Consider the following 25,450-nt stretch of genomic DNA (forward strand, 5'->3'; position numbering starts at 1 on the left):
TTTTAAATTAAAACTCGTTCACAATCTGGTGAAACTCCGGACATTCATCACCAAGATACATAAATAAATCACAGTATAAATCTATTAGCAAGTGTAGCGAGTCTATGAACTTTGCATAATTATAAAACTTGGGTCCACAATTGTTTTCTAACTCAACCTTTGTGTTGTTGATTTCAATTGAATAATCATTGCCGGATTTATTTATACCTATGTTGTGGATTGTGTTTCTAAGTGAAAATAAGAAGTGAACAAGTTCTGTAGCTTTACTTCTTTGGGTTTTATCTGAAAGGCCCGTATAAGTTATTTTGGATAGAATGAAATCAATTTTTTCTCTTGATGATACATAGGAATTTGTCTTTGTGAAAATTTCCATCTTTAACTCGTTAAGAGCATCTGTGTTTCCAGTTTGCGTTAATTCTACATATCTCAAAAGTCGTTCTTCTAGTTTTTTTAGTTTTGTATTCTTGCTTGCATGTTTGTTCTTTATTGCATCATATGCTTTGCATGTCCAGTATTCAAATACGGAGAAAATATTTATAAAAAATCTTGTTAGGAGCATATGAATTAATTTGTCAGCTTGCCAGACGTATATGTCATTTAAATCTTTCTCAATTAATGCTGTGCTGTTATCACCATGTTTCAATTCTAAGTAGTGGTAGTATTTATTATTTTTTACGCAGCTGTTTATGAGTTCGGTTATGCCAATCCTGTGATTTGAATTAGTAAGCTCATCATTCATAATGAATAACAATGGTAAGTCGATTTCATCGCTAAAATCAGAAAAAAAAGTACCAATGGTATGATATTTAGACATTTCCTCCCAATATAAGCATCTTCTTTTAAGGCTAATTAATGCTTGTAGTCGGTCAATATTGTTTGGATCAAGATTGTTCATTTTTACCTCTAATTTGTATTGCATATTATACGTAAAGTTATAAATGCTTTTTAAACGCCCCTAGAGTCGCTGATAACGCCAGCCCAATTCCCAAAGCTCCTGGTATCAGCACATACTCCGGCTCAAGGAAAATTGGTACCGCTAACCACACCAGTCCCGTCGCTATCAAGCTGGATGAAATCATACGCCTGGCGTGGTGATAAACAAATCCGGACTCGTGGCCTGCGCCAAATCGCCGTAAGTCGCGTCTTACCAGCCCGTCGATAAGACCAGTGGTAATGATGAGCGCAAACAGCGGCAGCGCCTGCAACAGAATCGCCAGCCGTAGCAGAAAGGTGAGGGTAACATTACCCGTAGACAGTAACGTACAGCGGATCACCATAGTGACGGTTTCCGTCCAGAACAACCCGCTTTGCTCGTTGAGCGAGGCAATTAGCGCTGCGCTCCCTTGCTGCAACTTACCCCTGACAAGTGTCAGACCTTCTACTAACCACACCGGTGCGCCAGCGGAACTCTGCCACCACTGCCATGTTGCCTGCAATACCTGTTCACTGTGGCTGGCGCAGGTATTCCGCCAGAAAAACGCATCGCCCAGCCACTCCAGCGCTATTGCCAGCATCCATGCGCCGAGGCAAAAGCCAGCCAGCACGCCGGGAAGTAATGCTATCCAGCCGAGCAGTCCGGGGCGACGTGCAGGTCCTGGTGGCGCATGGTCGGGCATCAGTGCAGCGGCAGCATGACGTAGCGGCAGAGGAATCGCGCCTCGTGAGCATCATCCAGTCGTACCTGAAAAATATCGTGTTCATCCTGCGGTGATGTAGCTTCGCGCCATGCCTGAAAGCCCTGCAAATTCATGCGAGCGATAATCTGGTCGGGCGTTTCTCCCTGCGTCAACGCATCTACCGCCTGTTGCAGGGGAAGTGGCAAGGTTTGCGCGGGCCATATAACTTCAACGCTTACGAGATGGCGATGTGTCCGGGGTGTCATCGGTCAGTTTCTCCGTGGTTTCGCTGTCGTTCAGCCATAAAATAGGGTCGTTTTTCGCCGTTACAACTGTCTCCGGGCGGTTCCACCAGACGGGAGCGCTGGCGTACTGTTTTTCCATATAACGTGCGATTTGCGCGATGTTCTCCGGCATCAGCGGATCGTGTGCTGCGTCCGGTAACGGGATACGTAATTTCCAGAGCTGGCCGCCTTCCAGCAGAGCAAATGCCTGACCTTTGGGGAGCTGGACCAGCGAGGCTGGTTCCAGTAACGGCACCTGTACGCTACTCACCCGATCCTGGGTGTTGCTGGAAAAACCGATATTGCCCTGAGCGTCGGCGCTGTCGGTGACTCCGGAACTGACACTGTTGCTGAGCACGTCTACCTGCGGCAGTTGTCTGGTCAGCAGTTCGGCGGTGGCGGTCTCACGCACCCGCATCATGATCAGACTGTTGAAGTTGCCGACCACCTGGCTCGTTTTGGCGCGATCGCCGATGCGGGCCTCGATATCAGAGAGTGTCTGGGTGTAGGCCGTGACCTGTACGCCCGCGCCGCCGCCTTTGTTGATCAGCGGAATAAATTCATCACCCATCAGTTCGCTAAACTCATCACAGTGCAGGTTGATGGCCGCTTTCTCTTCCGCCTGCGGCAGGCCGTCCATCACGCCGTGCTTGTAGATATGTCCGGCGACGCTGACCAGATCGGCAAACATCGAGTTGCCGACGGCGGCGGCAATCTCGGCATCGGAAAGCGCATCCAGCCCGACATAGACAATCGCCCGCTGGCGAATGGCCTGCTGCCAGTCGAACACCGGACGCGGGTCGTTAAGGTCGCCGTAGTCCGGGGCCAGCAGTTGAGCGATTTTCCCGGTGGTGAGTTTTTCCAGCAGTGGCAGCAGCGAGGCGACGATCTTATCGAAATAAGTTTTGTCGTAGCGGACGGCGGAACGCAGGCCATCGAGGATCGGGTCATGCAGCCGGGTGGTGGAAAGATACTGCTCCAGTGCGACGACGTAGCTGTCCCGTCCCTGAAGGTTACGCGGCGTGTTTTTCTCGGTGATGCCACCGGCAATCCGTACCACGTTATCCCATGCCTGACGGTCGTGACCGGGCAGGAAGACGCGGGCGTAGTCGATAAACAGTTCGTCGATATTGATAACGTGGCGGGCGATGCGGGCATAATCTGGGCGCTGGCCCAGTGCCACCAGGGCGCGGGTGATGATGTTGACGAAGCGCCACGCGAACTCGCGGAAGGCGGCGGAGTTGCCCTCGGTGGAGAGCTGTCCGGCGATGCGGCTGGCAACCTCCGAGATACGGCCAAAGCGTCCGACTGCGTTGTAGCGCGCGGAAATTTCCGGCCAGCCGAGATGGAACAGCCAGAAGACGCTTTCCCGCCCGGCGCGGTGCGCCTCCGCCCACACGCGGCGCAGCAGGTCTGCGTCACCCTTGGGATCAAAAACAATCACCGTATCACCACGGCGAATATCCTGGGCAATCAGCAGTTCCGCCAGCCGGGTTTTGCCGACGCGGGTGGTACCGAGTACCAGCGTATGTCCCGGTCTGTCGCGTAGCGGCAGCGTGACGTGGCCTTCGCGCAGCTCCACGCCGTGCAGCAGCGGATCGCCGCCGCTGGCAGAAGGACGGTCCGTGCGCAACCAGTGTTCACATTGCGGCAGGCGACACAGATACAGCCGCTGGGTATGCGTGGGCAGCCAGCGAAAGCCACGCCCGAGAAACAGCGAGTCGGATAACTGCGGGATACGGCTGGCAGAGAGCGTCCAGAGCGGCAGATGACGTACGCGGCGGCGAAAGCGCAGGGTGCGCACTCCCTGTTTTAGACGCAGGGCAGATAGTGCAAGCAATGCCAGCGCCAATAGCCAGCCTGAAAGGGGAGTAAGCAGAAACGTCTGCGGTGCGATAACGCACCATACTGCCGCCAGCAGGGCCGCGCTGGCGCTGTAAAGCTCCACCGCCGGGCGCAGTATAAAATCGAGCCTCACTGTTCCAGTCCCTTGTCGGTGATCAGCACCGGATAGGCGCTGATGGGCAGGTGTTTTGCCATAGCGTCGGCGCTGACGGGCACCAGCGTTAACGCTGGTGCGATGGCCCGCAGGGCATTTAACCGCGCCAGCGTAACGACGTTCACGACCAGCCCAGTGGCGTGCAGGGTTTTTAATGCGGCCCGGTGCTGGCGCAGCCATTCTGTAGACTGTGGATCGTCGCCGATTAAAAACAGCGGCGTCATTCCCGGCAGGTTGAGTGCCAGACGAGGTTGCTGACCAGGATGCAGATTGTGGGTGATGACTGGCAGTAACCGGGCCTCATCCAGCGCCTGCATGGGAACGACAGACCCGGCAATCGCGGCGACAGTAAACAGCAGCATGGCTGGAATAAGGTGTTTCATGGTGACGTCCCTGATGCGGAGATCAGCCGGATTTGCTGGCTGATTTTGTGGCGGTAGATGGCGGCGTGCTTGCCTCCGGCTGGGTGGTGGTAGCGGGCGGCGGCGTCCAGCCAGCTTCCGGGGGAGGCGTCGTAGTGCTGGCGCAGCAGCAGAGCGGTAACGGTGAGATTGTCCTCTGGATCGAAGCTGGCGCACAGCGAGGGAAACCACTGACCGTTCCAGCCGAGATTAATCTGTCCCAGCCCGGCGTCGATACGCTTCAGGCTGCGGGTACGGGCGAAGGCCAGCAATGCCCGGCAGGCTGAAGAACGGCTGGGGTAACGGTAGCCGGTTCCGGCAATATTCAGCGTCCACGGCCACGGATGCAGCCCCTGCGTGAGTCGGGTGCCGCTTTCCGCGCGGGCCACCGCGTAGAGCAGTTCAGCCGGAACCTGCTGCTGGCGGGCGATTTGCGCATACAGCGGCGGCACGGCGCAGACGTGAGCGCTGATAAGCAGGCCGACTATCAGGGTGTAGAGACGGGACGCCATTGCTCCCCCTGTTGTTCCAGCAATAACGGTAACTTTCCTCCACTGAGGCGTTGCCAGCGCCCGTTATCGTGATTAAGGGTGATCTGCCCGCGTTCGACCTTGCGCATATCAATATGCTGGCGCTGCGCCCAGCGTTGCAGGCTGGCATCGTCGTTACGACTGTTGACCAGCCAGATGTCCAGCGGGCGGTCGTCGTTGATGAGCTTCTGCGCCAGCGTCTCGCAGGCTGGGCATTTTTCGCTGACGAACAGCGCCAGACGTGGCTGGACGACGTTGCGGATAGGCGTCAGCGTCGGGTAAAGCCGCTTCCATGCCTGGTCGTAGGCACGCTGGAACGCCAGCTCTTTCTCCACCCGTTGATGCTCTTTACGGGCCAGCAGCTCGGCATAGCGCTGGCGTTCGGCGTCGCTGTTGGCTTCCACGCCAAGGGAGGTGAGGGGATCGAGTCCCGGCGACCAGATGCCGCGCTCGCCCTGACGCAGTTGCTGGTAGCGCTGCCATTCACTGTCAGTTAATCCCCACTGTTGTGCCTGCGTGTGGGTGATGGCTTGTTCTTCAATACGGGTTTGCTGCGGGCTGGCAAACAGCGGCAATAGCAGAAGGCACAGCAACAGGTATCTGCGCATTGGTTTTACTCTCCGGCGTTCAGCGTCAGCCGCTGCCCACCTTTACGGAAGGTTGCGCGGTCGCCGTCCAGTTGCAGCAGTTGCCAGCCCTGCACGCTGTCGCCGGAGGCCACAAGCTGAAGCTGTGAGAGCGAGTGATAACCGGATGGCGCGATGACGGCGAACTGCCGTCCGGCGCGAAACTCGCTGCCAATAAGAGAAAAAGGGGCCTTTGCGGCCCAAAGCGGAGATGGGATGGGGCTTTTTGCCTTTGCGCGGCTGCGCGTGGCGGTCTGTTGTTGCAGGTGTTGATAACTGACGCTTAGGGTCTGGATTTGTCCCTTCAGTTCTTTGAGCTGTTCGTTGATGGGGTTAAGTCGTTCGGCTTGCACGCTGGCGGCATCGTTAAGCTGTCTGGCAAGGGCTTCCGTGCGATCGGTGATGTTTTTTACGGCAACCTTCAGCTCGTGATAATCGCTGTCCGGCTGCGGCTGGTCGAGCCACTGTGTTATCTGGCGTTGTGTTTGTTGCTGCGTCAGCGCCAGGGTGTTCAGGCGGTTGAAACACCATAACACCGCCGCCGCCAGCAGCAGGAGAGCAGCGCCGGTAGTCAGGTAGGCCAGACGTTTAAGCATGATAGTCTCCCGTTCCCGGCGTGTTCAGGTGAAAACAGACTTCGCGGTTCAGTACATCGGTCTGCATCAGCCAGCCGGGCCCGGCCAGCGTTTTCAGCGCCTCTTCCAGTCGCATCGGGCCGAGTCGGTATTGTGAAAGCGGCAGCGGTTTCCCAGCCAGAAACTGCGTCGGATGGTCATCGGCGCACAGGCTGTAGCCGCTCTGCTTCAGCAGCCAGGCAAAGGCGTCGCCAACGGTGAGCTTCAGGTTCAACGGCAGATTGATATTGACGATTTGGTGCAGCGGGTTGCGCTGGGCTTCGTCGGGGCGGGTATTAATCAGCAGATAGCGGTCATAGCGCACCGCTTCAGGTGCGGGTGGTGGTGTTGCGGGTTTTGGTGCAGGCGCAATGGGCTGTTGCGGCGCGGTGCAGCCGCCCAGCATCAGCAGTGTGATAACCCATCCCGTTGTTCGCGCCATTGTCTCTCTGAATCTGGTGAGGAATAGCCAGAGGGTGCGTAATGATGAAAGGGCAAACAACGCGAAATTGTTTTTTGGTTATGAATAAAAACGCTTGGTCTGCATTCTTAACCTGACCACCCCGTGGCAGATTAAATTTCTTGCCGGTCATGGAAATAGAAATTGTGGACGTTTTGAGCTGAGAGGCATGTTTATTATGGACGGCCCAATATGGCTATTGAGCCGGTATAAAGTCAGAAAATATTTTCCAGAAGTGGCGATTTCATCGTGGCATCAAAAGGAATAATTTCAGTTTTAGCAATGTTCAATTTGTTAAATGGATCCTGACTAAGGCGCTCTTCCAGCGATTCAATAGTGTCGCATTTTGCGAGGATGACACCGCCATTTCGGGGAATTCTCCTTCCGGACGCAAGAAACACACCATCTGCGTAACCTTTTTTGAGCCATTCAACATGCTCGGGGATCTTAGAGTCAACCTCTTCTAGTGGTTTTATATAAGTTAAAACAACTACATAAATCACGCTCATTTTAAAGTCCTTATAGAAAGAAAGTCTTAAAAGACTACCACCACAGGAAATGAACATTAAGTCATGGGATGCTTTCCCGCTCTGATGGGGGGATTAAAAAGACGCCCAGAGTGGGCGTCACGATAAAGATTCAGGCTGCATCAGCTTCTGCCTCTGTTTCCTGATTTCCGGCCTGCCAGACGACTTCACCGTCAATTTTGACAAGACCAATATAGAGCAGCCGGGCTTTCAGGCTGACGCCTGTTTCGCCTTTACGCTCGCCTTTGCTGTAGGTGAACATATCGACGTATAAGTCGCCCAACCGGAAGTGGATCAGTACCTTGCGCTTTTCATTGACCGCCTGCTCGCAGCGGGCAATCAGCTTACGCGCTTCGCTGCCGGTGACTTTGCAGTCAAAACGGACATAGTCCACGTCATCGGCAGCCCCGCTTAATGCGGCAATGTCACAGCATAAAAAGGGTTCGCCGCGTTTTGGGGTGACGGTGCGGACACGGTTAACGTAACCCAGACCGCTGGTGTACAGATTGAAGTAAGTTTTCTCGTTCATAGCATCCTCCCGCGTGGTTGAACGCGGCGCTTAGTGATATGCAGAGTGCATCGGGTGAAAGGGATGCGCCAGGGTGATGCTGCGCAATTAAAAGGATTTGGAACCACGCCAGACGGCGGGTAGCGTGCAGGTTCCGGCTACCGGATAAGCAAGGGGATTTAAACGTGGAGGAAGGGAAATTGCGAGGCGATATTCTGTTGCTGCACCTTAAATATCGTGTTCCGCACGGAGGCTGTTAAGGTGCAGCGGGCTGAAGGGGTCACTGCCCGCGTAGGGTTACGCGCGATTTCTGTCAGCAGTGTAAATCGCAATAACTGGCGCTTGCGCACAAACGGATCCCGTTGTTATCCGGTGGGCGCCGGAAAAATGCAGGAGGTCCGGGCGGATAGCGAGACGGCTGTCGTCTGGCTATCCGCCCGGAATGAGGCTGAACGGGGGCGTAAAGGGTGTTTTGCGCGACGGGAGCGTCACGAGCGCGAACAGGCAAAACAAGCCGCGCAGTCAGGTATGGTGTGAGGGTAATCGCGCAGCCGCCTGGTGTCGCGCTGCAACTCATGTCCTGCGTCAGCTATTTTGTTGCCCCCGATACAGTTTCTCCGCCTGTTCCATCTTATCCTGACACTCCCGCGCCTGGCGGATAATGAAGGTCAGTACCGACATCTGCATATTGAATACGATGCGGTCCCGCTCGATTTCCAGTAAGGCATCTCTGGCACGTTGCGGGATTTTGGGATCGCCAATCAGATTGCAGAATGCCGGGGTGCCGGATTTGTTGTTCTGCTGGTTGCGCCAGCGCAGGAAGTTCGCGCCGGAGGGGGCCGGGCCGATGGTGAATATCAGCGGAAGCTGGCGCACGGGGTAGCGTCTGGCGCTTTGAATCAGGCGCTGCATCAATGGCTCCATCATCTCACGCACGCTTCGCGCGTTGCTCTCCAGCAGTTCCAGCTCCCCCTTACTCTTAAAAGGCTTTAAAAGGCCTTTTAGCGAGGAGACATAAGCCAGCATTTTATAGTCTTCATCAGCCAGTGACTGATAGCCGGTTATGGGGTTATTCATCATCAGTGACTCCGGTGTTTTCGGTCTTGCCAGGCAACGATGATGAAAACGATGAGCGCAGCTTGCCGCTCAGAATCGCTTCCGGCAGCGGGCCTAAACGTTCAATGGCGGCTCTGGCTTGCGGTGTATCGTCGATAAAATCCTGACGGGTCAGTCCGGAGCCGTGATATTTCTGTGCCAGACTGAAGGCGCTGCGAATAACCGTTGCGCCGTTATTCAACCGGTTGTGCATTTCCCTGCGGGAGATGACGGCGATATGCGAGGCCAGCAGAAGCTGGCGTGCGAGCTGGTCGAAGTCGGTCAGCAGATAAACACCCTGATAGGCCAGCGGGGCGTTGATAAACAGCGGAAAGCGGGCAGGCTGAACATTGAAGCAGTTTTCGATATCGATGCCTTCCGGCAATTCGCTGAACATGGCTTTTGCCTGATCCAGCATCACTTGCATCAACTTACGCGACTGCACCAGTTTTTCTTCCATACGCAGCATCCACAGATCGGCGTAAGGATCGTTATGTTCTGCGGCAATACGCATCTGATTAAGGATTTCGATAAAGCGCGGCATTCCAATGATTGGCGCAGGGCCGTTCTCGGTCGCCCGTCGCCCGGTCCACAGCCGGGTGGCGTTGTGAGTATGAAGCTGAATATGGATCGCACTACGCAGGGGACCCATGTTGAAGGTGTAGTCCGACATATGTGTTTCCTGTTGCGGGTGGGTGTCAGCGCAGAGTGATGGCGTGAGGGGTTGTGAGCAATGGGAAAACGGAAACACAGGTGGGAAGATTGTTTTCTGGAAATTTTGATGCTACTGGCATCACCCTTTTGCCTATTGGTTGGCGGACATTAATAGGTGGCGATGACAGTAGCAGTAATATAGAAACAGGCATTAATGACCTGATGATGTTCTTTCTGCATTGTAAGATTTTACAAAATGCTCAGCCTTTTCAAACGCAAAAAACTCCATTGTTATTGCATGAATAAAGAATGCAAAGCACATGATAAAAATCGCACCTGCTATTATCGATGAAATATTTATAGCCATTAATGTGACATCATGATGATGCATTATCAGAGACATTACAGAGGATATCATCCAGGCAATTAATATGAAGAACATGATCAGGAATGATATGAACAAAAAGAGGAATGTATGCTTTTTCGTCTCTTTATATCTATCGGATAGTTTACATTCTCCACTATCAATAAACTCCACTGTACGGGCAATGTAATTAATGCCTTTAGCCATATACAATATTTTAGATGGGTCGGATGAGGTCATGATAAAACCAATATCCCGGTACTTTGCGTAACGCCATCCTGTGAACTGACAAAACCAATATTCTACCAAGCGATGGTTGCAGTTTGCTTTTGTATATTCATTTAAGAAATTGTTATGTGCTTCCTCCTGACCTTTACGTTTCCCTAAAAATGCTTCAAGCAATATAATTAATACTTTCCCAAATGATTCTAGCAATGACATGGCTGTCTTCTCACTTCATCTCTATTGTTAAGATAATGAATGGTGTTCTCATTTTATTGTAAAAGCAATGGGTATATGGGAATAGATATAAACATGAAATGCCATATTAGAAACTATAATTAAAGCCAATGTTTCCAGTCCACGGCGATTCCATCCCATCACCTTTCTCGTAATTGATACTGGCGTAAATATGCGTGTGCGGCGTGAGAGTGGTGCTGATGCCAGCCTGGTAGCTTCCTCGTGTTCCGGCGATATCGTTATTGAAATTATCATCATTAACCCTGACCGGGTTGTTATGCACAAACTCCTGCTCCAGTGCGACCTTCAGCCACTGAATGAACTGCATACCACTGCGAGTAGTAATATTCTGGCTCAGCCGGAACCCGACTTGTCCCAGTGCGGATTTAGCCGTTCCAGGATGCGCCTGCATTCCGTTCGACATCCTATAATCATCGCTTTGGGAGATGAAGCCAGTGAAACCAATAAAGGGAGAAAGGGTGGTCCTGGCGAATCTGGCGTCATACCCGGCAACCAGGCTGCCACCCATACCGGGGATGGTGTAACTGCCGTCAGCATGGCCGCCGGAACTCATGCGGGCATTAAGGTGCTGGTTAAACAGATTGCCTTTCAGCATCCCGTCCAGCCAGAAACGGCTTTGATCATAATAGCTGGCGTATAATGCGGCGCTGTAGCTGTCTACTGAACCGTCGCTGTTGTTGGCGAGATCAAGATCGGAACGGCTGTAGCCGCCAGCAATACCGAGTGTAAATAGGCCAGTCTGACGAGGAAGACTTTTGTCAAAGCCCATCATCAATCCTCCGAGCCGCTGGCGATATGCTGCATTACCTGTGCGGTTAACGTCAAAGCGATTACTCAGCACCTGCATCCATAGCTCTCCCTGATGCGGACGGGAGCGAGTGACGTCCAGACGGGTTTGCAACGTACTGGCTTCGGCCTGAAAAATGGTGGGTGTGACGTTTGCCATCGCCAGTACGGCTTCAGTCGATGGTGTGGGGGTTGCCTGCGGCGTCAATGACCAGTTGCCCTGACCGTCGGGGGTGAGGCCATATTCCCAGGTGCCGATATCGACCTGCTGGTTTGGGTTCAATAGCGTAAACTGCGCATCGCCGCCGCCGGTCTGCACGACCTGTAGCGACTGCGGATCAGTGGGAGATTCGCCAGTGTCGTTTATCCAGATCCCAAAATCGCCATTGGCTTCCCCGGAGACATTAATCATGTCGCCCTGCTGTGCGGCGATATTGGTATTCATCCAGAAATTGCCGTTGCCAGAGAGCGTTTCCATATTCAATGTGGCGAAGGAAGTCGGGTCAAACAGTACCGTACTCCCATCCATCTCCAGACCTGCAATCTGATAATTATGCGGACCACCATCGCTGCTGTTTTGCAGGGAGAGTACGCCATCCAGCGCTAAGGTCAGGTCGGAGGTTTTTGCGCCCTCGTTAAGTACCAGTTCGCCGCTGCTACTCACTGTGCCAGTACCTGTCAGCGTTGCCTGGCTGCTGATGTTCATCAGCCCATAGAGCCAGAAGCTATCCAGGACACCATCATTGATTTGGGCGCTGCCGCCCTGTGCTACGGTGAGCTGGTGGGAGAGGCCATAACCGCTCAGTGTGTATTGCCCACCGGACTGAACTGTGGTGTTTTCATCGAGTCCGCCCTGATTTTGCATCACGCCGTAAACCACTGTGTCATTAGCGGTGCCGCGATACCAGGCTGAAGGCTGGCTGTCGGTGACAATATTGTAGTGCCATGTGCCGGTGACGATTAATGTGCCGCCATCTTTGATCTGGCTACCTTCACTTGTGCCGCCGTTGCTGACCTGCTGAATGCCGCCGTTTTGTATAACGGCATTTTGGGAAATCGCTGTGTTGCGGGTTTCATAAGCGTAATTCCAACCGGTATCCAGTTCGCCGCCAGCTCCAACGACCGTATTTGTGTCGATGCCATATCGATTAACGACCAGGCCGCCAGCGCCGACGGTGGTATTAACAATCTGGCCGCCTTGGTCTGGGTCTTCGACGCCATTGTTTCCCGCGTTAACGTAAACCTGTCCACCACTATCCACATAGGTATTTTCAGCATAACCGTTCACCTGTAGATCACCATCGGCGGTTACCTGTGTGCCATAAGCGCTGCCGCCCGGTTCCAGAAACAGCTCACCGTGATCGGTAACCGTGATGTGATTGGTTTGTCCGCCATTGCCAACGTAGCTATAAGCGTAGGGGCCAGTGATGGTGGAGTCAGTCAGCGTGCCATAGACATGCTGGTTACCCTTTGAGCCATCAACGACATCGCCAGAAACAGTATTTCCGGCGTTAATCTGGGTGTGGTAATCCGCTGTGGCAGATAAAGAGATAAACAGCAGCGTCAGTGTTATCAGGTAAGGGGTGAGTTTCATTGGACCTCCCGGTAGCGATTGTGCTGGAGTCTGGGGAAATCCCGGAGGAGCGAACAGGTTGTTTTGTATATGGACCGGGGAAGTTTTAGCTGAATGCAGTGGGACGTTGATGCCAGTTTTATCGCTCAACTCCTATTGATTGATGGCGGATTGATAGACGTTTATGTGATGCCAGTGGCATCACCCTTTTGCCTATTGATTGGTATTGGATTGATAGGGAGCTACGTGATGTCAGTAACATCAAAGCGTACTTGTTTGTTGTTATGTCTACACAAAAGGCATTTATAGGTGCCTTTTGTGTAGACATAACTAAACCCCTTCAAGCATTTCTTCTTAAGCAGAGTAGTGGTTCGTCAGCAATTTATTCAAGTTTTTCGCGCGAAAAACTTGAATGAAACGATGTGTGAGAGGTAAAATTTTGTACAGGAGGTGACTCATGAGCATTCAGAAACAAGTCGTAAGAGATATTGACAGGATTGAACCTGGTAAAATGTTTACCTACCAGGCATTGCCTGCCTGGCGGTCGTCGCCGGAGAGTACTGCGAAGGCCATGAGTCTCCTGGTGAGCCGTGGTCAGGTTCGCCGTTTTTCAAAAGGTGTTTTTTATCGTCCTAAGCAGGGAGTTTTGGGTGAGGTTCGTCCTTCGGACAATGAAAAAATCCGCCTTTATCTCTTTGAGGGTGAAGAACGAATCGGCTATATAACAGGCCTCAGCCTGTATAACCGCATGGGGCTGACAACTCAGGTGCCGAAAACGGTCACTATTGCTACTGAAAAAGCGCGGCAGAAAAAGAGTTTGGGTAATATCGATATTCGCCTGGTCCCCAGTAAAGCGCCTGTTAATGAACAAAACAAGGAATACCTTGAAGTCCTGGATGCTCTGACGGATATTAAAAATATTCCTGACAGTCAGCCGTTTGAAGTGCTTGATGTGTTGAGTCAGAAAATAAAAAACATGGATGAAGGTGCGTTAAAATCACTGGTACAACTGGCAAAAGGATATTATCCACCTGCGACCAAAGCGTTGCTGGGGCTCGTTCTGGATACCAATGGTTATGCTATCAGCCGCCTTCTGGCAGAAGATCTTAACCCAACAACACGCTATAACATTGGGTTGAAAGGGTACTGGTCTCAGGCTAAAAAATGGAAAATCATATGAATCTTCATGAGAATGCCGATAGCTTTATCGAGATTATTCAGGCCACGGCAGACCATCTTTCTATACCGGCGGTATACGTTGAGAAAGATTATTGGGTGACATATATTTTAAAAAATCTCAGCCGCTCTGATTATAAAGAGCGGCTTATTTTTAAAGGTGGGACGGCGCTTTCTAAAGCCTATAAATTGATTCGTCGTTTTTCTGAAGATATCGATCTTGCCGCTCATTTGCCTGATTTTTCTGGAAATCAGATCAAAAATTATATCAGAGACGCCGAAGCTCGGCTTACCGAGGGGCTGAGGTATCTACCGGGACATCCCGGTGAGTCAAAACATGGTTCATTTCGTAAAACATGGTTTGAGTATCCCAGACAAGTTGACGGTGATTTTGCTCAGGCATCTCCGTTCCTTTTACTGGAAATAAACGCATTTACCACGCCTGAGCCTTATTCTTTAATGCCAGTATATACATTGATTGCAGAATCTCTGAATATGATGGGGAGGTCTGATTTAGTTCAGGAATTTGGTTTGGCGGCATTTGAAGTCAATGTCCTGAATATTGAGCGAACCGTTGCTGAAAAAATAATGGGGCTGGTTCGGGCTTCCCGTGAAGAAAATGCCGAGGAGCAGTTGAAGGCTAAAATCCGGCATATCTATGATTTATGCCTTATCCGGCGAGATGCTAAATATGCCGGGTTGTTTACTGATGATGCGCTGCTTTCTATGCTGAAGGTGGTCGAGGATGCTGACAGGCAACAGTTCAGACACGCCGGAAGCTGGCTTGATTCTCCTTTAAACGAGGCTGTCATTTTTTCTGATGCGGCATCTGTCTGGCAGAGGATACGACTGGAGTTTCATACCCGTTTTGCTCCTCTTGTCTATGATAGTGATATTCCCGGAGACGACGAAGTGATTAGTATGCTGGATGCTATCCATGCTCAACTTAGGAATTATGTAAGGTAGAGGCATTTTGGCTTACTGATTTTTCGTTTGCCCTATGCCAGAAAACTCGCAGGATAAATGCAGGTATAATAATGACTCAGAGATATACCCGTGAACAGGCTGAGCGCATGAAAAAACGTCGCTATTGGTTTTATGTTGATGGACAGCGATTTAGTAGTGCCAAAGCAGTAAATGATTATCTTGGCGAGAGTTTATGTCACGCAGCATGGCGAGCTGATCTTATAGCAGCTTCTGGTGGCGAGAATATGCAGATTGGGGATCGTACAGTACCAGTAAAACGCGGAGGGCACACAATTGTTCTGGAGCGCCGTGAAGACTTAATTGATAAGTCTGTTCGTGACTATAACGCAGCTCGGAAAAAGCTTCTCAGCGTAGGCTGGAGTGCAGAAGAGATCGATAACTTAGGTAATGGACAGTTGTATTCAGAGTATAAGGCTGAGCTTGCACGTCAACGCCTGGATATACCTCATTTTGAAAAACAGGAAATAAAATATACCCGAGTGAAAATTCGTCCGGCTCAAGGGGTCTTTCGCGCTCGAGTTATGACTAACTGGGACAATCGTTGTGCTATTACAGGGACAGGGTTAGCGTTAGAAGCGGCACACATTATCAGCCATGCAAGTGGAGGAGCACCGACCGTTGAAAACGGCTTGTGCCTGGCTGCTGATTTACACACTCTGATGGACCGGGGTCATTTATTGATTGATGGAAATGTAGTGCGATTGTCCGACGAAGCAAAAGAAGAACCGCGTTATTCAGGCCTTAATGGCACAGTGTTGCGTAAGCCTCGCCGACCGGTAGTTTTTCCGGATTCACAGTGATTTTGTCATCCGGATATCGGGTGGTACTTCTGGAATTACCCGGTATATCTGGAAATTTTGATGCCACTGGCATCAACGCGGTTTCCTCGTCTCAGCATAAGGTCAACAACCAGCCTGCTTTCGTCTGGCATCCTGGCGGTTCCAGTCATCAGTAATGAGCTGTCATATTTTCAGAGATTTCATTGGTTGATTATTCAACTGCCGAGGCGGAAAATCCCTCTAAAATAGAAGGATAAGGATTCCGCATGTTTCGACTCTACCGGTCACATGATTTAACACGGCAATTAGACCCTGAAGATTTTCAATATATTCTCACGCCAGCAGGCTCGCTGAGAGAAGCGTGTATACATTACGACCTGTCTTATGAAGCGAACGGCCATAGTCTCTCTTTTGGTCTTCCCAAAGAAAAATACAGCATATCCCCACATCAACGACCTTATGAGCGAAGGCATCGCAGCTACGCAGATCCCATTTATGATGAGGTAGAGCACGAGCTGCAAATTGGTTGGCTTGTTGGTGTGGATACCTCCAGGCGCTGGAGCAGCGAAAGGAATCCATTTTACATCGACGACAACGGCGATCTGATTTTTACCCCTACAGCCTCATCGTGGCATGCATGGTACAAGGACGAAATAACGAGTGCCTACCAGCACGCTATTGCCGATCGGCAAGGCAGGAAGCCTGCCCCCACTCAACGTATACACCACGATTATTACGGGCCAACAACTGCACCATCGGGGAAAACGCTAAACAGTAAAGCTGTTGGCCGACTGCTGGCCGCTGGCGGTGTGTATAATGGTAATATTGAAGGATTTCATGAAACCGCGCAGCAGCTTGGTGGGGATGCTCCAGCGGGTTACGATCAAGTCATGAATAACAAAGGTCTAATCATTGCGGGTGCCTCCGTTGCGGCAGGATTGACAATGGGCAGGTTAAACCCTCTCAGCGAACTAGATGAAATATCGAGTCTCAGTAAAATACCAACTTTTGAAAGCCCATATGTAAAGGGTTTCACATCTGAGAGCGGTACGTTAGTGAACGCCGAACACGCCGTTATCGACCCGAAAAAACTCGCGGCTTATGCTTTAGATTCAACACATCCTACAGGGGGGCACAAAGCCCGGGTGTTTGAGTCAGCGCTGGGATACAACCCAACTAATGCGGATGTTTTAGCAGGAAGAATTCAGGAAGGCGTATTATCGGCCCCAGCAAAAGTGTTGCAGGCAAATAATTATGGTCAAACAATGGCTGTCGATATGCCCATTTTAGGCGTCAACGGTGAAACAGCGATCGTGCGTACAGGCTGGATGTATGAAACAGACGCGTTAGTTCCTCGCCTGACAACCATATTCGTTAAATGAGAAAATAAAAATGAAAAGAGCCGAATTAGACGTTGTGGTTTTAGGAGAGGATTTACCGAATGAAGGACTGGTAAAAGGGACTGTTGGTACGATAGTTATGGTTTTCGATACCCCGACCCTGGGCTATCTTGTCGAGTTTTGCGACGAGGAAGGAAGAACAATAGCAATGCCTGCTTTGCTACCTGCTCAGCTAAAGAGTTATTTCACTCCTGGCATCCTTAAAACACTGCTGGTTGACAATAATTACCCGGTAGCCAACCCAGTAGACCCAGACGTAATGGCAGACTTGATGCGCAAAGCAGCCCCTGCTGAGTGGGATGCTCAGAAGAGAACGGTTTTTGAGGATATCCAGCGCCTGATGATTCACAGGCTGGACTACTCTGATATGTTTGAAATCATGGATGGACTTGAGTACAACGGCTTGACTCTGTACAGCTTGGTACAAGCGGAGAACGATGAGCCCGTATGGTCGAATATCTACATCCGCAACTTTGAAACACGCGACAACGAAATCTATGTTGATCCGAACCTCTCTGACAAGGTACTGATTGGTGAAGATGGTATGTCCGTGTTTGCCTACAGTTTCACAGATGACTGTTTTGAGATCCGCGATAAAGCATCAACGGATTACGTCATTGAGTCACACGCCCACTTCAGCGAATTGTTATCCGCGTTAGTTGATACGGTGAACTGAGATATTGCACTTCGGCGTGACGCCTTAATGCTGCTATGGTTCGCCATCCCATCCAGGCTGGGGAACCGTTTTTATGAAGTGGCATCATCCTTTTACCTATTGATTGGTAGTACATCGATAGGCGTTGCGGTGATGCCAGTGGCATCAACGTGGTTTCTTTATCAATGCCGTGTACCTGGATAGTTTAAATTATTTCGTTTTTAGGTTCTAAAAGTACCTGTATTGTAATTTTTTTAAACTATGCAGCTGAAAAGCATGAAGGCATCGGCTTTTACAGCCTGTAGGCTGTAATGTCTAAAAACAGCCTGCAAGCTGTAAAAACATCAAAAATGGAGTACTGCTTATCCATTAATTCATACAGACAACGCCGGACAACCCAAATTAACCATCTGTAAATATGTCGATAAAATGCATTTTTTTAAACATATAGCCGAAATATGTTTATGCCATCGACACGTTCCGACCATATGTCGATAAAAACGGGTTTTATAAACATATGAGCAGAAATCGATGAAGCCGTCACAACATCAGCTACTCCCCAAACACTGCGCCCGAATCTCCGCAACCAACTTACTGATATCCCGTTTTTTACGCGGCTCAACCGGTATTTCCGGCTCTGAAACCACAGGCGGTACAAACTCCGGTACCGCCGCTTTGCCGCGCCGATACTGATTAAACTCACCGCCCTGCGCCTTGCGCAGTGTTGCCAGCAGATAGGCGAGCGGGTTTTGTATGCCGCCACGGGCAACGCGTTGAGCTGCGTCATCAAGCACGTCCTGGCGCAGCGGGGGTGACAGGTTTTGCATGGTCTGCAAGACAAGCTGTTTTTCAGGATGGGTCAACGGAATTTCCGGCGGCCAGTTCGGTGGTGAGCTGTTCGCGCGCGCGGTAGTACTATTACAAAGATCTGTAGGTACAGTACGTACAGTACGTACAGAAGCCTGGTCCTGATTTGAGACTAAGCCGTCAGGCCCCGGTTTCCGGCTTAGTCCCGATTCGGTACCAGGTGAAATTTTGCCTGGTACCGTATTGAGACCGGACGTTTCTGGCTTAGTCTCCTCAGGAGACTGGCGCTGCTGCCAGCGGGCACGTTCTTCCAGCAGTTCTATGCGCGACGATAAATAACGCAGGCTGGTGTCCTGGCGGATATCGTACAGAATGCCTTGTGCAGTGGCGCGTATGGCCTTGTTTTCATGCCGCGAGCACTGCTCCAGCAAATGAAGATAGCTGGCATCAAAGCGCACGGCATCCAGTACGCTCAGCGGTTCATCGTGCAGTGCATAGATATTCCCTAAGATGCGCCCGGATACCCGATCCCGCGCCTTATGGCACAGGCTGAGCCAGCGCGTCAGGCGCAGCATCAGCAATGCCCGGCTGACGGTACTGCGCGAAGCTTTTTCATCCTGTGGGCGGTTAGAGAGCTGCACCTGCAATTCACTGTAGGAGGGGAATACCGCACCGCCGTTGTCCTGCGCCTGCATCCGGATCACCTGCCAGGCGAATTTATCTCTGGGCGATAGCAACGGATCCTGCAACAGACGACGCGGTACCGTGTCATGCTGATTACCCATAAACAGCAGACTATCGGAAGCAGATGTCGGATCCTTCTGCATCCGCTGCTGGAGTTTGTCGCCGGTCATAGCGATCAGCGCCTGGATATACGGTGTCATGATCTTCCCCTCGGTCACTCAGCTTTTTTCCCACTGCCGGATCAGATTCCAGACCACGGTCAGCGAGAGCGAACGTTCCTGTGCCAGCAGCATCATGGCTTCCAGTGCCGGTATAGAGTCGATGTTATCCACTTTGATCTCCTGCCAGCGATTCCAGAGCGCGGCTTCCTCTTCTTCGCCGGGAACCTGGTTGCGCCCCTGACGAACGTGGATCCCCATCAGCCGACGGCGGGCGCTGATTTCAGCGGTCGAGATACCGAAGTAGTGGCTGATTAATGCTATTGAACCGCCAAGCTGTACCGCCTGGCCGACCAGTTGCTGGAATTTTTGTTCCTGGCGTACCTGAACCAGCATTTTGCGCAGCACGTCATGGTTGATGGTGATTTTCAGGAACTGCGCTGAGGTGTTGCCCATGTGCATTAACTCTTCAAAGGTCAGGGCGTTAAGTTCGTTCAGCTCCTCGCGGTCAAAGCCCAGCGCTTCGCAATAGCGCACATTACCGTCCTTCAGGGCTTGTATCACCTGCGACAAAACGGCCTGATTAATCGTCGGCAGCATGTTGTGCCTCCTGCTGTAATTCTTTGATCCGGCGGACAATACGGATCAGCCGGAATGCTTTAATAAGAAATTCATCGCTGAAGAAGAAGCCGTCTGCATCACGTTGAAAAAAGAGCCCAGGCGTCAGTGCAGAGGCCAGATCTTCCGTTAGCGGGATCTCGTTGAGCGCCGCCAGCAGCGCCCAACAGGCGCGTGACTGTGGCCGGGTAAACATGGGATGCTCTGATGCGAATGGCATCACCTGAAAGCCAATGCCATTTATGTCGGTATCTGAAATTATCCGGTCGTCGATGGTGTAATGCTCCGCCAGATCCCACGCCAGGCGATCGCTGACCGATCGTAGGGACTCCGTGGTATCCCACAGTTGTGGGATGCGCCAGATATCCGTAACGGGTTCGGTCCCTTCACACAATAGCGATGGCGCTTCTTCTGACTCAGGTAGAGGAGCTGGCGCGCCAACGTCCTCTTCCTCTGCTTCAGGTTTACGCCTGCGCGTTATCGGGCGTGGCTCAGGTTCTTCCGGTGGAACATAAGGCGGTGGTTCCGGCGTGGGGCCGAGCACGGCCTGGCGCTTTTGCTCAGAGGGATCGACGTCCAGCAACAGCAGGTTGTAGTCAACATTCAGTTGCTGACTCATCAGCCCCAGCAGCTCATCCTGCACCCGTTCGATAGCGAAGTCTTCAGGCTGGTCGTTGAACAGCGACAGCGCGGAGGAAAAGAGATCGTCAAAGGAACCGACGTCTTCGGCGGCATGACGCTGCCAAAGATGTAATGATGCCGCCCGCAATGACAGCAGTTTTTCCACCTGCGAGCGGCCCATCCCCGCGTACAGCACCTCGGGAATACAGGGCAGTAGGTACTCCAGCGCCTGTTCCATTCGGCTGATGTGTGACTGATTAATGGGGTAGCCGTCGTTCTTCAGATGCTCCGCCAGCTCCCGTTGTGAAAGCTGGCACTTTTCCACCTGCTGATACAGTTCCCGCGCCTTGTTGATCCCCAGCGCCCGTTCGATGAAGCTGAGTTTGCCGTGCATATCGTTTTCCGCCAGATGGCCGATCAGGCAGTGCAGCTCGCCGAGCATGGGTTGATCGGATGTACCGGCCCACGGCTTGTACAGACACTGAATGCGCCAGAACCGTTCGTCATGCGTTTCGCGCCACAGTTCGTTGAGGATCGACAGGCGGGTATTGCCACCGTTGGCGATGATGAACCACTCCTGATCGGGACGACGGGTGATTGGCGGCGGCGTGTCCAGCCCGCGACGACGGATCGATTCCTTGATATCGTCATAGCTGGGGTTACGCATCAGTCGCGGATTGAGATCGTAGGGCCGAAGCTGTTCCAGCGTGACGATCATCGAGGTTTCCATCAGCGGATCGGCAAATCGTTCATCAGGCGATCTTTCCCGATCAAAATTGCCCTGTAGCAGGCGTGACTGGAGTTCCGTCGAAGTCAGTTTGTTGTTCATGACCCGACTCCTTGCTGGCTGAGCGATTCGAAGCGGGTTTGATCGCTGATAAATCGGGTTCGCACCGTGCCTATCGGGCCGTTGCGCTGCTTGCTGACAATCACTTCGGCAATGCCGCGATCCAGCGTGTTGGGATCGTACAGCTCGTCGCGGTAGAGGAATAAGATGACGTCGGCATCCTGTTCGATAGAGCCGGAATCGCGCAGGTCGGCATTGCAGGGGCGCTTGTTAAGGCGCGACTCCAGCGCCCGGTTAAGTTGCGACAGCGCCAGCACCGGGCAGTTTAGTTCTTTCGCCAGCGCTTTCAGCGAGCGGGAGATCGTCGAGATCTCCTGATTGCGATTTTCCGCGCCGCCGCAGCGCATCAGTTGCAGGTAATCGACCACGATCAGCGAGGGAATTCCATGCTTGCGCAGCGATCGCATGGCCCGGCTGCGTAACAGGGACGGGGTGAGGATCCCGGAATCGTCGAGCAGCAGACGATCTTTCCATTCTGTCATCAGAACGTTGGCGCTGATGCCGATCTGCTGCCAGTCGTCATCACTCAGATCGCCGCTGCGTAGCCGGGTTTGCGAGACACGGCCAATCAGAGAAACCAGCCGGAGCAGTAGCTGTTCAGCCGACATTTCCATGCTGTAGATTTGCACCGGCTGGGTGGGGCGGAGCATTAGCGCGTTGACGCACAACGTCAGGGCGAAGGCAGTTTTGCCTACAGAGGGGCGAGCGGCGGCGATAATCAGATCGGCTGGCTGGAATCCGTAGGTCAGGGTGTCGAGCTGTTCCAGCCCGGAGGGCGTTCCGCTGAGGCTACCGCGCTCGGCCTCGTAGCGCTGAGCGATGCCTGCCAGCACGTTGTCAAAGCTGGTACTGATATCGGTCAGGCCGCCATCCTGATGTGACTGCGCAATGGCAAACAGCTTTTGCTCGGCAAAGTTCAGGACATCGGCCACATTGCTGCGCGGCTGGCCTGCCATATCGCTCAGTTCATTGCCTAATAGCAGAAGCTGGCGCAGTTCGCCGTAGCTGGCAATGTATTGCGCGTAGGGAATGATATTGGCGGCGCTGGGTGTGTTTTTTGACAGCTCCGCCAGATAGGCGAAGCCGCCCACCTCTTCGAGTTGCTCCTGCTGTTCCAGCGATTCGCTCAGGGTTATCAGGTCGATGGGGTTTCCCTGTTCGACCAGGGTTTGCATATGGCTATAGATAGTGCGGTGCGCAGAGATAAAGAAGTCCTGCGCGGAAATCTGCGTGGCGACATCATCCCAGCGATCATTATCCAGCATCAGCCCGCCGAGCACCGATTGTTCCGCTTCGACGGAGTGGGGCGGTTGTGGCCGTTTGCGCTTACTCATCTCGATTACCCTCCTGACAGGCCAGAAAGGCTTCCCACAGTCGGGTCTGTTGATGCGGCGGTAGCAGTAAAAGCGGTAAATCACTGGAGTAGAGCGGTTTATTGTTGGACCAGCCGATTTCAAATAGTGGCCAGTCTCTGGGAGACATCAGTGAACCGGACGTATCCCGTAGCTCGTTCTCATCCTCCAGGTTGGAGCAGTCCACCTTTTCAGGCGGAATGTGCCAGAGCAGCGACATTAACACTGGCAGCGTTTCCCGCGCCTCTTCACGATCGGCAGCTTCAAAGAACACGATCACTTCATCGTCTTGCTCGAAGGGATACTGGGCGTAATAAGAGCAAAATGCTCGCCAGATTTTCCGTTTCATGCGATGCCCTCCACCGGTTGATGGGGTAGGGCGAGAACCTGTGGGAACAGTTCTTCGGCCAGCATCCGCATAGTTTCAGCGGCACAGGGCGTTGCTCGGCCTCTGGCTCGAGAGGTATCTAGCCGATGCACCGGCATTCCCAGCGATGCCGCCCGGCGATAGGCCACGCTGGCATAAACCGGCGTCATCAGGATCTCGGTGGGAACTAGTAGCTCCTGCTCTTTCTGTTTGTGCTGGAGAACCTGATGCAGGTTGTGGTGAATTTCGCGTGCGTCGTTGGTGTGATCGAGCTTGTTGATCACCGCCTTCAGCGGCGGCAGCGGGATGCCATAGCGGGTAAAGGGCTTGAGATCCCGGTACATTTGCAGTGTGCCGCGTAGGAACTCGCGTGCGGAGAGCATTTCCGGCAATACCGGGGAGATAATGAGATCGCTGGCTAACAGCACCATTTCCAGCGCGATGGTGCGTGCACCAATGGTGTCGATCAGGATGACGTCATAGCCGGTTATCTGGCGTACCAGGTGGCGCAGGCGGATTACGCCATCCGGCGCAGCCTGAAGCAGGCTCATCAGTTCGCCGCGCGGATCGTTGGAGATGATGATATCCAGCCCGGGAATGGAGGTGTGTGAGATGATGATGGCTGGATCCAGCTCGTTTTGCGCGATAAGCTCGTAGATCCCGCCGGGGGCTTCATTATCCAGAGGGTAATAACTGCTGAGCGTCGGCTGGCGGATATCGGCGTCAATCATCAGGACTTTCAGTCCCTGATCGGCCAGGTAGCCGCCAAGATTCGCCGTATCGGTAGTTTTCGCCACGCCACCTTTGGTGGAAAGAATGGCGGCAATTAGCGTAGGTAGAATGTGTGCATCTGCGTTTTTCATAACCAGTGCCTTTTTCGTTGTCTGAAAAGGACTTCACTGTAAAAACGCTGATTTGTTAGTAGGTTAAGTTACCCGATCGCTTTGATTCAAAATCAACCGTAGAAATACGTGCCGGTTCGAGTCCGGCCTTCGCACCATGAATTAAAAAGCAGGCGGAAAACCTAAAGTAGTCAATGCGTTATTCATTAAGACCGGAAATTAACGGCAACCACAAGAGGCCGTGTTTCTGGCTTTTTTGTTTATAAAGCCTCGGTTCGGGATCTTTCCACTCACCTTCCGCTTTGTCAATCTCTCTCCACGCAACTTCTGAGCATCTCGACATTATGTTCGATATAGCTGAGCGTGACTTTAATATCCCTGTGCCCCAGCAGCTTCTGCGTGACGTATAAATTTTGCTCCGGTTTCTTCATCAGTTCGGTTGCCACGGTGTGGCTGTAGCGGTGTGAGGAAAAACGGCTGTGGCAGGCGTCGCTCAGTTTGGCAAAGAAATAGCTGACCTGATTTTCTGTCATCGTTTTGCCCTGGCGCAGCGTCCGCTGGTTGAAGCAGTTGATATTAAATAGTTGCTCGCCGGAAGCGATCCTCCGTTTGTGCGCCTCATACAGTAACATTTCCAGATGTGGCCGCAGTCGGGAGGAGATGGGTACCACATGCTCATCGTGGCTTTTACTGCCCTCGCTCTGGATAAACAGGGTGTTATGTAACAGATCGATATCCCGGCTACGCAGATGCAGAAGCTGGTTCAGCCGGATGGCGGTGTAGTTGAATGTCTCTATTGCCGCCAGCCAGAACCAGGCGGGGTAAAACGGCGAATGGTAGCCGTACTGCGTTTTCTCCTGCTCGATGTAGTGATGCAGGACTTCGCGTGAGAGAACAATTTGCTCATGAGTCAGGGTTTTCTTCCGGCGACGCGATTCGCGCAGCGTGACGTTCATAAACGGATTGATGAACTGCGTCAGCAGTCCCTGGCGGATGGCGAAGTTATACAGCGCGCGCAAGTGGCGCATGTAGTGATTCCAGCTCACCGGCTTGATATCGCGCTCGTTCAGCAGATAGCCGCGCCATTCCAGCGCCATATGCGGCGTGACTTCGGCGGGCAGTACGTTGCGCCAGTGGGTAAACTGCTCCACCGCCGTGCGATAACAATCCTGGGTCGCCGGTCGCAGCAGGCGGGCAAAAAAGTACTCATCCAGGAGTTCTTCAAAGGTCATGGTCATTCTCTCCTTCATTCAGCAAGAGATGGGGGTTATTAAAGGGGATGTCATCGCCGAACAGCAGCGTGGGATCGTGGAGCAGATACCCCTTTAAACGCGAGCTGCGGCGCGGACCGACAACGGCGCAGTTCCAGATGTTGAGGCCGTTTTTGCGTTTGCGGTGCAGATTCAGATCCTGAAACGCTTTCTGTACCTCCCGCCAGCGTTCTGCCGGGATATTTCTTCCGCAGGCGTTCAGCCAGAGCTTAAAAATGCCCGGCGTGACCAGAAACGCCGTTCCGGCGACGGTGATCCTACCCACGTAATGTGGACACAGCCCTAAGCGAGATTCTGGTTTTCAAACTGTTCCGGGCTGAGTCCGCCACAGGCGCTGTGACGTCTCCAGCGATTGTAATCACACTCGAT

Annotated in this window: 29 protein-coding genes, 1 tRNA gene and 1 pseudogene; 7 read left to right on the forward strand and 24 right to left on the reverse strand. The window is 52.3% G+C overall.

Features of this window, described 5'->3' with window-relative positions; genetic code table 11:
* Window positions 1-7 precede the first annotated feature (7 nt).
* The 11 genes from AC07UY_RS14410 to AC07UY_RS14460 all read right to left on the reverse strand — a co-directional run bounded on the left by AC07UY_RS14410 (window position 8) and on the right by AC07UY_RS14460 (window position 7,586).
* A complete protein-coding gene (locus AC07UY_RS14410; RefSeq protein ID WP_494701381.1) occupies window positions 8-895 on the reverse strand; it encodes a hypothetical protein in 888 nt (295 codons plus the stop codon).
* Window positions 896-932: 37 nt separating this feature from the next.
* Window positions 933-1,616 carry a TIGR03747 family integrating conjugative element membrane protein gene (locus AC07UY_RS14415; RefSeq protein ID WP_494701380.1) on the reverse strand — a complete coding sequence of 228 codons (684 nt, stop codon included), beginning with the start codon at window positions 1,614-1,616 and terminating at the stop codon, window positions 933-935.
* Window positions 1,616-1,882 (reverse strand): hypothetical protein, encoded by a 267-nt coding sequence (locus tag AC07UY_RS14420; RefSeq protein WP_494701379.1) that lies wholly within the window; start codon window positions 1,880-1,882, stop codon window positions 1,616-1,618. The genes AC07UY_RS14415 and AC07UY_RS14420 overlap by 1 nt, the downstream gene beginning before the upstream one ends.
* Window positions 1,845-3,878: a type IV conjugative transfer system coupling protein TraD gene (traD, locus tag AC07UY_RS14425; protein ID WP_494701378.1), complete on the reverse strand. Its 2,034-nt coding sequence runs from the start codon at window positions 3,876-3,878 to the stop codon at window positions 1,845-1,847. The genes AC07UY_RS14420 and traD overlap by 38 nt, the downstream gene beginning before the upstream one ends.
* Window positions 3,875-4,282 carry an integrating conjugative element protein gene (locus AC07UY_RS14430; protein ID WP_494701377.1) on the reverse strand — a complete coding sequence of 136 codons (408 nt, stop codon included), beginning with the start codon at window positions 4,280-4,282 and terminating at the stop codon, window positions 3,875-3,877. Before AC07UY_RS14430 ends, traD begins: the two co-directional genes overlap by 4 nt.
* Window positions 4,279-4,812: a lysozyme family protein gene (locus tag AC07UY_RS14435; protein ID WP_494701376.1), complete on the reverse strand. Its 534-nt coding sequence runs from the start codon at window positions 4,810-4,812 to the stop codon at window positions 4,279-4,281. The genes AC07UY_RS14430 and AC07UY_RS14435 overlap by 4 nt, the downstream gene beginning before the upstream one ends.
* Window positions 4,788-5,438 carry a TIGR03759 family integrating conjugative element protein gene (locus AC07UY_RS14440; protein ID WP_079799864.1) on the reverse strand — a complete coding sequence of 217 codons (651 nt, stop codon included), beginning with the start codon at window positions 5,436-5,438 and terminating at the stop codon, window positions 4,788-4,790. The genes AC07UY_RS14435 and AC07UY_RS14440 overlap by 25 nt, the downstream gene beginning before the upstream one ends.
* Before the next feature lie 5 nt (window positions 5,439-5,443).
* Window positions 5,444-6,052: a hypothetical protein gene (locus AC07UY_RS14445; protein ID WP_494701375.1), complete on the reverse strand. Its 609-nt coding sequence runs from the start codon at window positions 6,050-6,052 to the stop codon at window positions 5,444-5,446.
* Complete coding sequence (gene pilL2, locus AC07UY_RS14450; protein WP_494701374.1) at window positions 6,045-6,512, reverse strand: PFGI-1 class ICE element type IV pilus protein PilL2; 468 nt, start codon at window positions 6,510-6,512, stop codon at window positions 6,045-6,047. The genes AC07UY_RS14445 and pilL2 overlap by 8 nt, the downstream gene beginning before the upstream one ends.
* 233 nt (window positions 6,513-6,745) lie before the next feature.
* The gene (locus AC07UY_RS14455) at window positions 6,746-7,039 is read right to left on the reverse strand and encodes a YciI family protein (RefSeq protein WP_494701373.1); all 294 of its coding nucleotides are present in this window, start codon (window positions 7,037-7,039) and stop codon (window positions 6,746-6,748) included.
* A gap of 130 nt (window positions 7,040-7,169) precedes the next feature.
* On the reverse strand, window positions 7,170-7,586 hold the full coding sequence (locus AC07UY_RS14460; RefSeq protein ID WP_001003406.1) for an STY4534 family ICE replication protein: 417 nt from the start codon (window positions 7,584-7,586) through the stop codon (window positions 7,170-7,172).
* A gap of 240 nt (window positions 7,587-7,826) precedes the next feature.
* On the opposite strand from AC07UY_RS14460, the gene AC07UY_RS14465 reads away from it, so the two are divergent.
* Window positions 7,827-8,102, forward strand: a complete 276-nt coding sequence (locus tag AC07UY_RS14465) for a hypothetical protein (RefSeq protein ID WP_494724433.1) — start codon at window positions 7,827-7,829, stop codon at window positions 8,100-8,102.
* 48 nt (window positions 8,103-8,150) lie between these two features.
* On the opposite strand, the gene AC07UY_RS14470 is transcribed toward AC07UY_RS14465, so the two are convergent.
* From AC07UY_RS14470 to AC07UY_RS14485, 4 genes are all read right to left on the reverse strand, one after another.
* Window positions 8,151-8,645, reverse strand: a complete 495-nt coding sequence (locus AC07UY_RS14470; protein ID WP_494701371.1) for a DUF3158 family protein — start codon at window positions 8,643-8,645, stop codon at window positions 8,151-8,153.
* A complete protein-coding gene (locus AC07UY_RS14475; protein ID WP_494701370.1) occupies window positions 8,635-9,333 on the reverse strand; it encodes a PFL_4669 family integrating conjugative element protein in 699 nt (232 codons plus the stop codon). The genes AC07UY_RS14470 and AC07UY_RS14475 overlap by 11 nt, the downstream gene beginning before the upstream one ends.
* A 192-nt stretch (window positions 9,334-9,525) precedes the next feature.
* The gene (locus AC07UY_RS14480) at window positions 9,526-10,119 is read right to left on the reverse strand and encodes a hypothetical protein (RefSeq protein WP_494701369.1); all 594 of its coding nucleotides are present in this window, start codon (window positions 10,117-10,119) and stop codon (window positions 9,526-9,528) included.
* 106 nt (window positions 10,120-10,225) lie between these two features.
* Entirely contained in the window at window positions 10,226-12,538 is a 2,313-nt protein-coding gene (locus tag AC07UY_RS14485; RefSeq protein WP_494701368.1) for an autotransporter outer membrane beta-barrel domain-containing protein, read from the reverse strand.
* Between the two features lie 436 nt (window positions 12,539-12,974).
* Between AC07UY_RS14485 and AC07UY_RS14490 the strand changes: the two genes are divergently transcribed.
* From AC07UY_RS14490 to AC07UY_RS14510, 5 genes are all read left to right on the forward strand, one after another.
* A complete protein-coding gene (locus tag AC07UY_RS14490; protein WP_206160096.1) occupies window positions 12,975-13,697 on the forward strand; it encodes a DUF6088 family protein in 723 nt (240 codons plus the stop codon).
* The gene (locus AC07UY_RS14495) at window positions 13,682-14,659 is read left to right on the forward strand and encodes a nucleotidyl transferase AbiEii/AbiGii toxin family protein (protein ID WP_494724434.1); all 978 of its coding nucleotides are present in this window, start codon (window positions 13,682-13,684) and stop codon (window positions 14,657-14,659) included. The genes AC07UY_RS14490 and AC07UY_RS14495 overlap by 16 nt, the downstream gene beginning before the upstream one ends.
* A gap of 107 nt (window positions 14,660-14,766) precedes the next feature.
* Complete coding sequence (locus AC07UY_RS14500) at window positions 14,767-15,480, forward strand: HNH endonuclease (RefSeq protein ID WP_223168601.1); 714 nt, start codon at window positions 14,767-14,769, stop codon at window positions 15,478-15,480.
* A 245-nt stretch (window positions 15,481-15,725) separates the two neighbouring features.
* On the forward strand, window positions 15,726-16,841 hold the full coding sequence (locus AC07UY_RS14505; RefSeq protein ID WP_206160099.1) for a DUF8093 domain-containing protein: 1,116 nt from the start codon (window positions 15,726-15,728) through the stop codon (window positions 16,839-16,841).
* Window positions 16,842-16,851: 10 nt separating this feature from the next.
* Window positions 16,852-17,535, forward strand: a complete 684-nt coding sequence (locus AC07UY_RS14510) for a YrhA family protein (RefSeq protein ID WP_494701366.1) — start codon at window positions 16,852-16,854, stop codon at window positions 17,533-17,535.
* Window positions 17,536-18,062: 527 nt separating this feature from the next.
* Here the strand turns inward: AC07UY_RS14510 and AC07UY_RS14515 are convergent.
* Genes AC07UY_RS14515 through AC07UY_RS14540 form a run of 6 tightly spaced genes read right to left on the reverse strand, consistent with a single transcriptional unit; the run spans window position 18,063 to window position 23,831 of the window.
* A complete protein-coding gene (locus AC07UY_RS14515; RefSeq protein ID WP_494701365.1) occupies window positions 18,063-19,205 on the reverse strand; it encodes an STY4528 family pathogenicity island replication protein in 1,143 nt (380 codons plus the stop codon).
* Window positions 19,206-19,223: 18 nt separating this feature from the next.
* Window positions 19,224-19,763 carry a DUF2857 domain-containing protein gene (locus tag AC07UY_RS14520; protein ID WP_000938043.1) on the reverse strand — a complete coding sequence of 180 codons (540 nt, stop codon included), beginning with the start codon at window positions 19,761-19,763 and terminating at the stop codon, window positions 19,224-19,226.
* Window positions 19,747-21,231, reverse strand: coding sequence for a ParB family protein (locus AC07UY_RS14525; RefSeq protein WP_494701364.1), 1,485 nt, complete (start codon window positions 21,229-21,231; stop codon window positions 19,747-19,749). The genes AC07UY_RS14520 and AC07UY_RS14525 overlap by 17 nt, the downstream gene beginning before the upstream one ends.
* Window positions 21,228-22,583 (reverse strand): replicative DNA helicase, encoded by a 1,356-nt coding sequence (gene dnaB, locus AC07UY_RS14530; RefSeq protein WP_494701363.1) that lies wholly within the window; start codon window positions 22,581-22,583, stop codon window positions 21,228-21,230. The genes AC07UY_RS14525 and dnaB overlap by 4 nt, the downstream gene beginning before the upstream one ends.
* The gene (locus AC07UY_RS14535; RefSeq protein WP_494701362.1) at window positions 22,576-22,950 is read right to left on the reverse strand and encodes a hypothetical protein; all 375 of its coding nucleotides are present in this window, start codon (window positions 22,948-22,950) and stop codon (window positions 22,576-22,578) included. Before AC07UY_RS14535 ends, dnaB begins: the two co-directional genes overlap by 8 nt.
* Window positions 22,947-23,831 carry a ParA family protein gene (locus AC07UY_RS14540; RefSeq protein ID WP_494701361.1) on the reverse strand — a complete coding sequence of 295 codons (885 nt, stop codon included), beginning with the start codon at window positions 23,829-23,831 and terminating at the stop codon, window positions 22,947-22,949. Before AC07UY_RS14540 ends, AC07UY_RS14535 begins: the two co-directional genes overlap by 4 nt.
* Window positions 23,832-23,877: 46 nt before the next feature.
* On the opposite strand from AC07UY_RS14540, the gene AC07UY_RS14545 reads away from it, so the two are divergent.
* Window positions 23,878-23,968, forward strand: a tRNA-OTHER gene (locus AC07UY_RS14545).
* 147 nt (window positions 23,969-24,115) lie between these two features.
* Here AC07UY_RS14545 and AC07UY_RS14550 read toward each other — a convergent pair.
* The 3 genes and pseudogenes from AC07UY_RS14550 to AC07UY_RS14560 all read right to left on the reverse strand — a co-directional run.
* Complete coding sequence (locus tag AC07UY_RS14550; RefSeq protein ID WP_494701360.1) at window positions 24,116-25,042, reverse strand: tyrosine-type recombinase/integrase; 927 nt, start codon at window positions 25,040-25,042, stop codon at window positions 24,116-24,118.
* A pseudogene (locus tag AC07UY_RS14555) lies at window positions 25,032-25,334 on the reverse strand (conjugal transfer nickase/helicase domain-containing protein); the annotation flags it as partial. The pseudogene AC07UY_RS14555 and the gene AC07UY_RS14550, both read right to left, overlap by 11 nt.
* A 29-nt stretch (window positions 25,335-25,363) precedes the next feature.
* A partial coding sequence (locus tag AC07UY_RS14560) for an IS3 family transposase (protein WP_135618312.1) occupies window positions 25,364-25,450 on the reverse strand: 87 nt, incomplete at its 5' end.

Source organism: Citrobacter sp. GW821-FHT02E08 (genome assembly GCF_059421685.1).

Bases quoted from the DNA above. Each gene is read 5' to 3' on its own strand.
- AC07UY_RS14520 (WP_000938043.1), bottom strand. From the start codon at position 19,763: ATGCTGCCGACGATTAATCAGGCCGTTTTGTCGCAGGTGATACAAGCC.
- AC07UY_RS14420 (WP_494701379.1), bottom strand. From the start codon at position 1,882: ATGACACCCCGGACACATCGCCATCTCGTAAGCGTTGAAGTTATATGG.
- AC07UY_RS14550 (WP_494701360.1), bottom strand. From the start codon at position 25,042: ATGACCTTTGAAGAACTCCTGGATGAGTACTTTTTTGCCCGCCTGCTG.
- AC07UY_RS14540 (WP_494701361.1), bottom strand. From the start codon at position 23,831: ATGAAAAACGCAGATGCACACATTCTACCTACGCTAATTGCCGCCATT.
- AC07UY_RS14415 (WP_494701380.1), bottom strand. From the start codon at position 1,616: ATGCCCGACCATGCGCCACCAGGACCTGCACGTCGCCCCGGACTGCTC.
- AC07UY_RS14490 (WP_206160096.1), top strand. From the start codon at position 12,975: ATGAGCATTCAGAAACAAGTCGTAAGAGATATTGACAGGATTGAACCT.
- AC07UY_RS14455 (WP_494701373.1), bottom strand. From the start codon at position 7,039: ATGAGCGTGATTTATGTAGTTGTTTTAACTTATATAAAACCACTAGAA.
- AC07UY_RS14470 (WP_494701371.1), bottom strand. From the start codon at position 8,645: ATGATGAATAACCCCATAACCGGCTATCAGTCACTGGCTGATGAAGAC.
- AC07UY_RS14445 (WP_494701375.1), bottom strand. From the start codon at position 6,052: ATGCTTAAACGTCTGGCCTACCTGACTACCGGCGCTGCTCTCCTGCTG.
- AC07UY_RS14505 (WP_206160099.1), top strand. From the start codon at position 15,726: ATGTTTCGACTCTACCGGTCACATGATTTAACACGGCAATTAGACCCT.
- dnaB (WP_494701363.1), bottom strand. From the start codon at position 22,583: ATGAGTAAGCGCAAACGGCCACAACCGCCCCACTCCGTCGAAGCGGAA.
- AC07UY_RS14495 (WP_494724434.1), top strand. From the start codon at position 13,682: ATGGAAAATCATATGAATCTTCATGAGAATGCCGATAGCTTTATCGAG.
- AC07UY_RS14480 (WP_494701369.1), bottom strand. From the start codon at position 10,119: ATGTCATTGCTAGAATCATTTGGGAAAGTATTAATTATATTGCTTGAA.
- AC07UY_RS14475 (WP_494701370.1), bottom strand. From the start codon at position 9,333: ATGTCGGACTACACCTTCAACATGGGTCCCCTGCGTAGTGCGATCCAT.
- AC07UY_RS14515 (WP_494701365.1), bottom strand. From the start codon at position 19,205: ATGACACCGTATATCCAGGCGCTGATCGCTATGACCGGCGACAAACTC.
- AC07UY_RS14485 (WP_494701368.1), bottom strand. From the start codon at position 12,538: ATGAAACTCACCCCTTACCTGATAACACTGACGCTGCTGTTTATCTCT.
- AC07UY_RS14460 (WP_001003406.1), bottom strand. From the start codon at position 7,586: ATGAACGAGAAAACTTACTTCAATCTGTACACCAGCGGTCTGGGTTAC.
- AC07UY_RS14435 (WP_494701376.1), bottom strand. From the start codon at position 4,812: ATGGCGTCCCGTCTCTACACCCTGATAGTCGGCCTGCTTATCAGCGCT.
- AC07UY_RS14525 (WP_494701364.1), bottom strand. From the start codon at position 21,231: ATGAACAACAAACTGACTTCGACGGAACTCCAGTCACGCCTGCTACAG.
- AC07UY_RS14500 (WP_223168601.1), top strand. From the start codon at position 14,767: ATGAAAAAACGTCGCTATTGGTTTTATGTTGATGGACAGCGATTTAGT.
- AC07UY_RS14535 (WP_494701362.1), bottom strand. From the start codon at position 22,950: ATGAAACGGAAAATCTGGCGAGCATTTTGCTCTTATTACGCCCAGTAT.
- AC07UY_RS14410 (WP_494701381.1), bottom strand. From the start codon at position 895: ATGAACAATCTTGATCCAAACAATATTGACCGACTACAAGCATTAATT.
- AC07UY_RS14430 (WP_494701377.1), bottom strand. From the start codon at position 4,282: ATGAAACACCTTATTCCAGCCATGCTGCTGTTTACTGTCGCCGCGATT.
- AC07UY_RS14440 (WP_079799864.1), bottom strand. From the start codon at position 5,438: ATGCGCAGATACCTGTTGCTGTGCCTTCTGCTATTGCCGCTGTTTGCC.
- AC07UY_RS14510 (WP_494701366.1), top strand. From the start codon at position 16,852: ATGAAAAGAGCCGAATTAGACGTTGTGGTTTTAGGAGAGGATTTACCG.
- pilL2 (WP_494701374.1), bottom strand. From the start codon at position 6,512: ATGGCGCGAACAACGGGATGGGTTATCACACTGCTGATGCTGGGCGGC.